This window comes from Gaoshiqia hydrogeniformans (assembly GCF_049347105.1).
Taxonomy (GTDB): Bacteria; Bacteroidota; Bacteroidia; order Bacteroidales; family Prolixibacteraceae; genus Gaoshiqia; species Gaoshiqia hydrogeniformans.
The window spans coordinates 255680-267660 of the sequence record NZ_CP186334.1 but is presented as its reverse complement, the minus strand read 5'-3'; the positions used below and the strand labels follow the sequence as shown (position 1 = coordinate 267660).

Genomic DNA, 11981 nt, shown 5'->3' with positions numbered 1-11981 from the left:
ACGCATGGAAGGCGACCTGGCTGTGCTGGAAATCGGATCCGGAGAATATCATTTTCAATCGAAATTGTAGTAGATAGGTTAGTATTCAGATAGTTTGATCAAGAATAGAAATCGAAAAATTAGAGAAAAGAATATGCAAGCAAGATTTTCCACTCCCTTAAAGGGAATTGTTCCGCCTTTGGTAACTCCGCTGACAGATAATGATACGCTTGATGTGGCGGGACTTGAACGTTTGATTGAGCACGTGATCCAGGGAGGCGTTCACGGAATATTTTTATTGGGTACCACCGGCGAGTTTGCCAGTTTAAGTTATAAGGTTCGCGAAGAGTTGATCCGCCTGAGTTGCCGGTTTGTCAACGGTCGGGTGCCGGTGATGGTCGGGATTTCAGATTCCGCTTTTACCGAAAGTCTGAATCTGGCCAACAAAGCGGCTCAGTATGGCGCCGATGCAGTCGTTATCACGCCTCCGTATTACTTCGAGTCGGGCCAGCCTGAGTTGTTGGAGTATCTGAAACGGATCATGAAACAAATGCCGCTCCCGTTGTTCATTTACAATATGCCGGTTCATACCAAGGTGATGTTTGCGCCCGAAACCGTGAAAGCCGCCGCCGAAATTCCGGGGATCATCGGCATGAAAGACAGTTCGGCCAACCTGGCCTATTTCAACCATATCCGCTACCTGCTGAAGGATCGCCCCGATTTTACGTTTATGGTCGGACCCGAAGAGCTGACTGCCGAGTTTGTGCTGATGGGCGGGCATGGCGGCGTAAATGGCGGCGCCAATATGTTTCCGAAACTTTATGTCGATTTGTATCATGCGGCAGCAGCCGGCGATTTCGACGCGGTTTTACCCTTGCAGCAGAAGGTAATCCAGATCAGCACCAGTATTTATAAAGTTGGGAAACATGGTTCCAGTTACCTGAAAGGATTAAAATGCGCCTTGTCGGTGATGGGAATTTGCAATGATTTTATGGCTGAACCTTTTCACCGGTTTAATGAACCGGAACGAAAAAAAATTGAACAGGCCCTGGAAGAGATTCACTTTGAAGAATTGATCTTAACTTAGCGGGACAAAGCGTAACGAAATCGTTTGTCTGTTTGACTAATTTAAAGTTACATAGCGAACCTGAACTGATCAGAAGGTTGCAGGAAAGTGATCAGTTTGCCTTTGAGGTTTTGTTTTATAAATATAAAAACAAACTCAAAGGCTTTGTTGTGAAGTTAGCTCCGCCGCAAATCGATCCTGAAGAGATTGTTCAGAAAGTCTTTATAAAAATATGGTTGCAGCGGGAAAAAATTAAGCCCGAAAAATCTTTTTCTTCCTTTCTGTACACCATCGCCAGGAATGAGATGATCGATCAACTGCGTTCATCGGTAAACCGGAAAATTTACCTGATGGGGGGGCATCTGCTTGCTGATCTGAATCTGTCTGACTCGTCGGATCCGTCGATGCAGGAAGAGTTGGAACAGAAACTTACCGGTTTAATCAGCCAAATCCCGGATAGGCGGAGACAGATATTCGAATTGAGCCGGTATCACGGATGCAGTTACAAACAAATTGCCGAAAGGTTGAATATATCGGAGAATACCGTTGACAGCCAAATCCGTTTGGCGCTGAATTTTATCCGGCGCGAAATCAGGAAAGTCAGGTTCCTGTTGCTCCTTTTTATTTCCAGGTAATTTTTTTGGTCACCCCTTCACGGAAACTGATTTTCGTTTCGTAATAAAGGCAAAATATCAAAGGTATGCACGATCAAATTTTGTCCTTGCTGAAACGGTTTATAAACGATGAGCGTCTGACGGTGAATGAACTAAGACAATTGCGCGATTGGATGACGCTTCCGGATAATATGCAGTCGTTGGATGAATGGATGCATAATCAGTGGCTCACTGCCCCCGAAACGGAATCAGAAGTTGATTTTGAAGAACTCATCAGTCTGATTAACCGGCAATATCAGCTGCACGAAAAGAAAAAGGTATTCTGGGAGTTAAAACCGGTTAAGCAATTTCAACGGGTTGCCGCTATCCTGATCCTTCCGGTGATGATCGTCTCGGCTTATTATTACCTGTTTTCCAAAGAACACCCGCTTCAATATACCGAAACAATTGTTCCCAAAGGCCAGAAGTCGGAGATTGTGTTGCCCGACAACACCCATATTTGGCTAAATTCTGGAACCAGCCTGCGTTATCCGACCGAATACGGCCGGTCGACGCGGGAAATTTTTCTTGAGGGCGAAGCTTATTTTGAAGTGACCGCCAATAAACACCTCCCGTTTGTTGTGAAAACTGCAACCGTCGATGTAAAAGTGCTGGGTACAAAATTTAATGTCCAGGCATACCCCGATGAATCGAAAATCGAAACTGCGTTGCTTGAAGGAAGCATCGATCTGCTGGTTCGCCCTTCCGCATCGGCCCCGATCTCTTATGAAATGAAACCGGGCGAGATGATTAATTTTTCAAAATCAGAGGGGAATATCAGCCGGACGGGATTCAGGAATGACGAGGTGGTGGGTTGGAAGAATAACCGATTGATTTTCAGGGACGATTCGTTCGTTAACCTGGTTCGGAAAATCGAACGCTGGTATAATGTCGAAGTCGTTTATGATGAGCATTTTTTGGATGATCAGCGCCTGACGGTTGAGTTGAATGAAGGGGAAAGCATCGAGCGCTTAATGCAAATCATCGAAAAAGTCATGAATGTTGAGTCGTCAGTAAATAACCAAAAAGTATATATCAAATCTAAAATGAAAAGCTGATCATTAAAAGAAAAACGGGTAGTTCTGCGCCAACATACACTACCCGCCATTCTTACGTGTAAACAAGAAGTTTAACGAAAAACTGAACAAATTTATGAAAAAAAGTAAAACCCATCGGAATTGGGATCGATATCTTCAATTCCAAAAGTTCACCAGAGTTATGAAACTACTAATGATCCTGACTTTCTGCGGGCTGATGACCTTCGCGTCTCAGACCTATTCTCAAATGGCCAAAGTATCGGTGAATTTGAGAGACTGTTTTGAAATCATTGTCAAAATTTGTTAAGCATCAATCTTATCATTGATAATTGGACAAAGGCTGCACTTGTTTCGGTCAACCTTTCATAGTCTTTCGAGGTCCGTCGTTGAAATGAAATCCAGGCAAATGTTCTTTCAACAATCCATCTTTTAGGCAGGATTTTGAATTTGTGGGCTTCATTTCTTTTGACAATTTCGAGGGCCCAACCAAATTTTATCCTGGCTGTCTCTATTAATTCCCCCCGATAACCGCCATCGGCAAATATTTTTACGATCCCTTTTATGTATTTATTTTTAAGGATTTTAAATACAAGTTCTGCGGCCTTGCTGTCATGTGGCGTTGCTGAATGGACTACAATGGCCAGTAGTAAGCCAAGGGTATCAACAACAATGTGCCTTTTTCTGCCCTTAATCTTTTTGCCGCCATCATACCCAATCTCGTCTTGACAAACATTGACTGTTTTAACGGATTGACTGTCAATTATGCCAACAGATGGAACAGGGTTTCTGCCTTTTTGCACCCTGACCTTTTCGACAAGATAATCATGCAATTCCTCCAAAAGCCCGTTTAACTTCCACTTTCTGAAGTAATAATAAACTGTCTGCCATGGCGCAAAGTCGTTGGGGAGCATCCGCCATTGGCAACCGGATTTGGTTATGTACAAAATTGCATTCACAATTGATCGTAAACTATGTTTTCTTTTTCGCTCTTGTTCAAACAAATCTTTTATAACTTGCCACTGGTTATCGGTTAAATCACTTGGGTAAATTTTCATCGTACACTAATTTGTCGTTATTTTAGTGCAAAGAAAATCTAACCTGATATAGTTAGCTGATAACCAATTTTTTAATTATAAACACCTTGGTGTTAATTGCGCTATAATATTTTTTAAATTTAAAATCAAAACAGTCTCTGAGGCAAGCTACGATTAAGGATATTTTTAGCGCTATTGAGGAACAGACTGACTTTCAAATAGCCTATAATAGTAATAACCTTGATGTTCTGGAAAAAATTGACTTGCGGGTTGAAAATAAATCGATATCGGAAGTGTTGGACCTGATATTGAAAAATTCTTCGGCGCAATACGAATTTATTGGTCGGTATATTGTGATTTCCGATCTGAAGAAAAACGAATTTAGTGTATTACAAACTCAGCAAAACAGAACAATCACCGGTAAAGTGGTCAATGCCGACGGACTTCCAATCCCCGGCGCAACAGTGGTTATGAAAGGAACAAATCGGGGTACAATTACCGACGCTGACGGGAGTTACCAAATCGATGATGTCCCTGCAGGAGCAGTCCTCCTGGTTTCGTTTGTCGGGATGAAAACACAGGAAGTGCCGGTTGACGGACGGAGTGTCATTCAGGTAAGCCTGGCCGAGGATACAATTGGCCTGGAAGAAGTGGTGGCTATTGGTTACGGAACCGTGCGGAAAAGTGATTTGACCGGATCGGTGGTTTCTGTAGGAGCCGACAAATTGAAAGACCGTCCTTACACCAATGCCATGCAAACCCTGGCAGGACAGGTTTCCGGGGTGCAGATCACTCAAACCCAAGGCGCTCCTGGATTGGCTCCTACCGTGAAAGTCAGGGGTGCCTCTTCGATCAATGCCGGCACAACTCCTTTGTATGTTATTGATGGCATTCCTTTGGAAGACAACACCACCAACTCAACATCTTCAGGGGTCAGTTCGGGAAGCAATATGGATTTTAACCGAAATCCTCTAAACTTTATTAACCCGAATGATATCGAATCAATTGAAATATTGAAAGATGCATCTTCAGCAGCCATTTACGGTTCCCGCGGCGCCAATGGCGTTGTATTGATCACGACCAAGCAGGGGAAAGCCGGAAAAACCAAGATTGAGGCGAATTATGAGTTTGGTCTTTCAAAAGTTTTGCGGGAGACAGAGATGATGAATGCCCAGGAATGGATGGAGTTCCAAACGGCAGCCCGAAATAACTCATGGGCTACCATTGTGGCTGCAAATCCTTCGGCAACAAGAGGTCTGAATGTCACTGTGCCGGTTGAATTTTCTGATCCGGCATGGATTGCCCGAATTGGGAATGGAACGGATTGGCAGGATGTTTTATTAAGAACAGCTTTATCACACAATGTTCAGGTATCCGCATCGGGGGGCAATGAGAAAACCCAATTCATGGTATCGGCGGGTTATCTGGATTCCGAAGGTGTTGTGGACCAAAATACCTACGACCGGATCAACCTTCGTTCGAACATCAGGCATAAATTTAGCGACAGGTTCCGGTTGGGCTTAAACATGGGATTCAGTCGTGCACAGGAAGCTCCCCACGGTACTGCCGGTAAATCGGATGTGGTAAGTTTGGCTTTACAGAGCGACCCGATTTTCCCGCTTTATGTTGAAACCGGCAGCCTTGGCTTTAAAGATCCGACTTCCATCTGGAACACCTTTGTGAAATACGGCCTTCAGTTATGGCATCCCTACTCGTTAACCCGGGAAGCTGAAAAAAAGAAAGTCATGAATGTGATGACCGCCAACTCATTCCTGGAATGGGATGTTCTGAAAGATTTGACCTTCAAAACAGCTTTTAGCTCAAATATCGAAAATACGTTCTATGATTTCTATTGGAATGAAGGTCAGAACTGGGGTTATTCGGGTTGGGTTCCGGCAACTGCTGATTTTATTACCTTGCAATCCTCTAACTGGGTTTGGGAAAATACACTTAATTATAACAAAACGTTTAATGGTATTCACGATTTAAATGTGCTGGCAGGTTATACCGTTCAGGAACAACGCACGGATTACAGCAGCATGCGGTCGGGTAGTTTCCCGAACGATTTGGTTCATACCCTGAACGCAGGGAAAGTCAGCAGTGGAAGTACGTCGGCACAGGAATGGTCACTGATTTCTTATCTTGCCCGTGCCAATTATTCGCTCAAAGGCAAATATCTGGTTACCGCAGCTATTCGCGCCGATGGCTCATCCCGTTTTGGCGCCAACAATCGCTGGGGGTACTTCCCGTCAGGATCTGTTGCCTGGCGTATGTCTGAGGAAGCGTTCCTTCAGGATGTTGCCTGGCTGGATAATCTGAAAGTGCGCTTGAGCTATGGCGAAACCGGTAATAACCAGATTCCAAACTACGGTGCAATCGGCATATTGGGTTATACCCCTTATGTTAGCGGCGGGACCGTGGAGCAAGGTATTTACACGAATACGTTTGCCGATAAAAACCTGAAATGGGAAAAGACAGGCCAAACAAACTTTGGAGTCGATTTTAGCATTCTGGATCAACGTGTGAATTTTTCAGGCGATATTTATTACTCGAAAACAAAAGACCTGTTGCTGAATGTTCCGATCCCCATCATCACCGGTTTTGCTTCTACATTAACAAACATCGGGGAACTGCAAAATAAGGGTTTTGAAATCAATGTCAGTACTCGCAATATCGACCGTAAATTCAAGTGGACAACTGACTTTAACATCTTTGCTAACCGGAACAAGGTATTGAAGCTGGGTGAAAATGATGCCCCGATCGATATCAACGAGTCCAGCATGACCTCGCGCACAGCCGTAGGAAAACCCATCGGGATGTATTTTGGCTATGTAGTTGACGGTGTGATCATGACCCAAGCCGAATTGGACAACAATGCCTATCCGGTATGGGCCGGCAGTGAACCGGGCGATCCAAGGGTGCGCGATGTGAATAAAGACGGCAAGATCAACTCAGACGACCGGACCTATATCGGTAATTACCAGCCCGATTTTCAGTGGGGGATGACCAATATTTTATCCTATGCCGGTGTTGAATTATCGGTTATGTTACGCGGGTCGCACGGCGCCGAGATTCTTAACCATAACGCACGGTTCCTGAAATCAGGCGTAGGTGGCGGAAACCGGAACATGTATCAGGAGGTATCTAATTTCTGGAGGTCCGAATCTAATCCGGGCAATGGAATGATTCCGAAACCTCGTATGCTTCCTACTACAGTGCGCGACTTTGGTTCTACCTATTGGGTCGAAGACGGTTCATTTGTCCGCATCCAGAACATTCGTATTGGCTATAACTTGCCGAAAAACTTAGTCAACAAGATGAATGTATCCGGCGTAAAACTCTATATAAATATGGAAAATGTATATGTATTCTCTGACTATTTAGGTTACGATCCGGAAGGCAGTACTTACCAAACCGGTGTTTTGGTCGGCTTCGATTATGGCGCCTATCCCAATCCGTTTACAGCGACTGCAGGGGTAAATATTACTTTCTAAGAATTCAGATATAAGGATATAAAAAAAGTAGGAATATGAAAAAAATAAAATACATCCTGATTCTATTCGTTGCAATCTACTTTGGTTGCAGTGAAGACTTTTTGGACCGGTCACCCATTTCCAATCCCAATGAAGTGGATTTCTATCAAAGCAAAGATGATATCGAAACTGCTCTCTGGGCCGCGTATAATTCCTTGTATACACTTTATGGTCCTGAAAGTTTGCCATCATTCTTTGGCGAGTTAATGTCGGATAATGCCTACAGCGATAATGCTGCAGGTCGAATCCAGGACTATGAGGGCTTTGAAAATCATACGATGAGTGATGATAATGAATTAGTGTTAAACTATTGGAATAGTTATTATAAGTCATTATATATGATTAATAATATTATTTCAAGAGCAGAAAACATTAATTTCGATACCCAGGCTGCTTTAATCGGCGAAGCTAAATTTTTGAGAGCCCTGTATTATTTCGATATGGTTCGGGCATGGGGCGATATTCCGCTGGTTACCAAACCAATCAGTATCAGTGAAGCATATGCGCAGGGCCGCACCCCTAAGGCCGATGTCTATAATCAGATTGTTGAAGATCTGAAATTTGCGGCTTCCAATTTGCCACTCAAAGCCAATCAACGGTTTGTGGGAGCCGCTAGCAGCGACGCTGCCAATACGCTCCTTGGAAAAGTTTATCTTACCCTGGGGGATAAAACAAAAGCATCTGAAGCGCTGCTGAAGGTTTACGGCAAATTTTCGCTCGTGCCCTATGCTAATTTATGGGATAAAACAAAAAAGAACGGGACCGAATCAATCTTCGAAATCCAGTACAAAGGGGGAAAATCAAATCCATACAGCCGCTACTGGGCGATGTTCTCCCCGCTTGATAATCGGGTTGTTACCGCCTGGGGCGCCGGGATGAACCAGGTTACCCTTGATTTGTGGAATGCGTATGAAGCAGGCGATCCGCGTCGTGATTTGTCGATCCAGAACGGATACACGACCGCCGCCGGGGTCCCCGTCGACGTGAAATATCCGATTAAGTGGAAAGATACCAGCGCTGAAGTAGATGGTTTGAGAGAAGCTGCCGATAACAATTTTATTATTCTGCGGTATGCCGATGTGTTGTTGATGCTTACCGAAGCAACAGGCGATGCCAAATACCTGAATGAGGTGAGAGGCCGGGTTGGGTTACCCCATTACGGCGCTGCCGGATATCCGTCGGCGTACAATACCGTGGCGCTGGCGCTTGAACATGAACGTCAGGTGGAGTTTGCCCTCGAGTTTCATCGTTGGTTTGACCTGATTCGTACCGGCCGGGCTATTGCTGTAATCAAAAACAGCAGCAAAAACATTACGCTGAACGAAAACCAATTGGTATTACCGATACCCTTACAGGTCATCACTCAAAATTCAGGTGTGATCACTCAAAATGAAGCGTATAAATAACACCGGTTTTAGAATAGAATATACCGAAGTAAAAGAGAAAATCAACGGCCAGTCCTGACGCTTCCGGATTGGCCGTTTTGCTGTTGATTAAAATTGAATGGAACCAAAATACCTGATTTTGATAACTTTTTTGGGCCGTATTGACATTTTCAGTATTTCTTCCTTGCATCGAAAGGCGGACAGTCGGAGAAAAATTTTAGGATTTTACCAAAATTAGTCGAACACATGGTACCTCCCTTTTGACGATAACATAAAATTTGGCAGGTTACATACGCATTACTTCGATGGGACCCAATACTTCATATCTTATGAATATTTTTTGCATAACGTTTTCAGATTAAACTTTTATTTGTTAATATTAAAGTTCAATAATTCAAGTAGATATAAAATGTAAACGTTAACATCAATTTGCTTGATATGAAATGTTTAGCTATCATCTAAAACAGAACATCGTGATGAAACGGATCTTTACGGCGACGGTTTTTGTATGCCTGATTGCCTTTGCATGCAAACCCGGTACAAATTATTTAATAGTCAGCCGCCTTGCCTGTGAAAATTTTCCCACTCCGGCTGCGATTGAGACAACCACCCCCAGGCTGAGTTGGATTATTCAATCCAAAAGAAACGGAACCCGTCAGTCAGCCTGGCAAATCCTGGTGGCCGACGACGCCGGCCTGCTGAAAAAGAATGAAGGAAATCAATGGAACAGCGGGAAGGTGGATTCGGAACAATCCATCCTGGTTGTTTACGACGGATTGGCCCTGGAGGCCGGCAAAAAGTATTTTTGGAAAGTAAAAGTATGGGACGAAACCGGCAGGGAGTCTCCCTGGAGCGAAACCGCATCTTTTCAGATGGGACTGATTTATCCCGTCGACTGGACAGGCGCGCAATGGATTGGTTATGATGAGATGGACGAATCGAAACGGCTGGTCTGCGGCGTGACCGGCTACGGAGACCTTTCATTGGGCAAGGTGGAAGAACGGGCCATTGTTCCCTTGTTCCGAAAAAGTTTTGATTTAACCCAAAAAGTGGCTTCGGCCACGCTTTTTGTTAGCGGAATTGGACAGTACGAAGCTTCGTTGAACGGCCAAAAAGTTGGCGACGATTTTCTGACACCGGGATGGAGCGACTACGATAAAACTGTTTTTTATAATACCTGTGATGTTACCGGTTTGTTGAGGTCAGGCGAAAATGTTCTGGGCGTCATGGTTGGCAACGGCTTCCATTATAACAACCGCGAGCGTTACCGGAAACTCATTATCGCTTACGGATTTCCAAAAATGATCTGCAAGCTGCAAATTCGTTATGCCGACGGAACTGAAGAAACTATCGTTTCGGGCGGCGATTGGCAAAGCAAGCCATCGCCAATCATCTATACAAGTATCTACGGAGGAGAGGACTACGATGCCCGCCTGGAAGAACCGGGATGGAACGAAGCTGGATTTGATGCTTCAGACTGGAAAATGGCTGAACTGGTCAATGCGCCGTCAGGTAAATTGAAAGCCGACCCAAACCATACGGTTAAAGTGATGGACACTTTTTCGCCCGTTGCCGTAAGTCAATTAAATGATACCAGCCTCCTGTACGATTTCGGACAGAATGCCTCGGGCATTGTTTCACTTCGTTTAAAAGGAGAGGCTGGTCAGCAGGTACGGCTTTACCCGGCCGAAAGTTTGAAAGACGACGGAACGGTCAGTCAGCGCGGCTCCGGTTCGCCCTATTATTATACTTACACGTTGAAGGGAGAAGCCGAAGAATCGTGGCAAGCCCGGTTTACCTACTATGGTTTTCGCTATGTGCAGGTAAATGGCGCACAACTAAAGGCGGGAAGCACGGCCCCGGAACTTCCGGAAATCATGGAGTTAAAATCGCTGCATACCCGAAATTCGGCTCCAATAACCGGTAGCTTTTCATGTTCCAACGAATTGTTCAACCGGACGTTCGACCTGATCAACTGGGGCATTAAAAGCAACCTGCAATCGGTGATGACCGACTGCCCGACCCGCGAAAAGCTGGGCTGGATTGAGCAAACGCAGTTGATGGGCACTTCAGTACATTTTAATTTCGACTTATATCACCTTCACAAAAAGCTGCTGTTGGATATGGCCGACGCGCAAACCGACGAAGGACTGGTGCCGAGCATTGTGCCCGAATACATTAACTTTGAATATTACGATGCGGCTTTCCGCGACTCGCCGGAGTGGGGCAGCGCTTCCATCTTTCTTCCCTGGATGATTTACCGCTGGTATGGCGATCCGGAGCCGATGAAACAGGCCTGGCCGATGATGCAGCGGTACATGGCGTATTTGGAGAGTAAAGCCAACAATCATATTTTGTCGCATGGTTTGGGCGATTGGTACGATGTGGGTCCGAAAGAACCCGGCTATGCGCAGCTGACTCCAGTGCCGCTGGTTGCCACTGCCACGTATTTCTACGACGCACAACTGATGGCACAGATGGCCGAATTGCTTGGAAATCAGGAGGAGGACGTTCGTTTTGCAGAGCTTTCCGATAAGATTAAAAGCGCGTTCAACCTGAATTTTTATAACGGGGAGAAGTCAACTTACGCTACCGGCAGCCAAACCTCGCTGGCCATGCCGCTGAGTATGGGACTGGTTGCCCCCGAAAATGAAGCTGCGGTACTGGCCAATTTGGTTGAACGGATTGAAGCTGATCATGGCGCCATCACAGCCGGCGACGTGGGTTTTCACTTTCTGGTGGATGCGCTGACCAAATTCGGGAAATCGGATTTACTGTATAAAATGAACAACCGCGACGATGTTCCCGGTTATGGCTATCAACTTAAACAAGGGGCTACTTCGCTGGCCGAATCATGGCAGGCGTTGCCGTCCAAGTCGTTGAATCACCTCATGCTCGGTCACCTGATGGAGTGGTTTTACCAGGGGCTGGGCGGAATCCGGCAAGCCGGTCATTCGCAGGCATACCGCGAAATTGTGATTCAGCCCGAAGTGGTGGAGGAACTGAGTTTTGTTAAAACCTCCTTCGATTCGCCCTACGGAAAAATCGTCAGCAATTGGGAGAAGAAGGACGGTGTGTTTACGCTTTGGGTTGAGGTGCCGGTGAATGCGACTGCTAAAGTGATCCTTCCGTATGATGGCGATTTACATGCGGAAGCCTTGAAAGCGCCGGCAGAAGATAGGGAACTGATAAAAATAATGGATCAGGAAAATGGTCGGCCGGTATGCCGGTTGCAATCGGGGAACTATCAAATTGAATTAAAAATCAAATAATAAACCGGTCGTTTGACCGAAT

Annotated in this window: 7 protein-coding genes; 6 read left to right on the top strand and 1 reads right to left on the bottom strand. The window is 45.2% G+C overall.

Annotated elements, in window-relative coordinates:
- The first annotated feature begins 133 nt into the window (after window positions 1–133).
- The 3 genes from ACOIT5_RS01125 to ACOIT5_RS01115 all read left to right on the top strand — a co-directional run bounded on the left by ACOIT5_RS01125 (window position 134) and on the right by ACOIT5_RS01115 (window position 2756).
- A complete protein-coding gene (locus ACOIT5_RS01125) occupies window positions 134–1066 on the top strand; it encodes a dihydrodipicolinate synthase family protein (protein WP_423128632.1) in 933 nt (310 codons plus the stop codon).
- 32 nt (window positions 1067–1098) lie between these two features.
- Window positions 1099–1680, top strand: coding sequence for an RNA polymerase sigma factor (locus tag ACOIT5_RS01120; RefSeq protein WP_423128631.1), 582 nt, complete (start codon window positions 1099–1101; stop codon window positions 1678–1680).
- 65 nt (window positions 1681–1745) lie between these two features.
- Window positions 1746–2756: a FecR family protein gene (locus tag ACOIT5_RS01115; protein ID WP_423128630.1), complete on the top strand. Its 1011-nt coding sequence runs from the start codon at window positions 1746–1748 to the stop codon at window positions 2754–2756.
- Between the two features lie 272 nt (window positions 2757–3028).
- On the opposite strand, the gene ACOIT5_RS01110 is transcribed toward ACOIT5_RS01115, so the two are convergent.
- A complete protein-coding gene (locus tag ACOIT5_RS01110) occupies window positions 3029–3790 on the bottom strand; it encodes an IS5 family transposase (protein WP_423128629.1) in 762 nt (253 codons plus the stop codon).
- A gap of 137 nt (window positions 3791–3927) precedes the next feature.
- On the opposite strand from ACOIT5_RS01110, the gene ACOIT5_RS01105 reads away from it, so the two are divergent.
- From ACOIT5_RS01105 to ACOIT5_RS01095, 3 genes are all read left to right on the top strand, one after another.
- Window positions 3928–7263, top strand: a complete 3336-nt coding sequence (locus ACOIT5_RS01105; RefSeq protein WP_423130600.1) for a TonB-dependent receptor — start codon at window positions 3928–3930, stop codon at window positions 7261–7263.
- A 35-nt stretch (window positions 7264–7298) separates the two neighbouring features.
- A complete protein-coding gene (locus ACOIT5_RS01100) occupies window positions 7299–8708 on the top strand; it encodes a RagB/SusD family nutrient uptake outer membrane protein (RefSeq protein WP_423128628.1) in 1410 nt (469 codons plus the stop codon).
- 455 nt (window positions 8709–9163) lie between these two features.
- Window positions 9164–11959, top strand: a complete 2796-nt coding sequence (locus ACOIT5_RS01095) for an alpha-L-rhamnosidase (protein WP_423130599.1) — start codon at window positions 9164–9166, stop codon at window positions 11957–11959.
- Window positions 11960–11981: the final 22 nt, after the last annotated feature.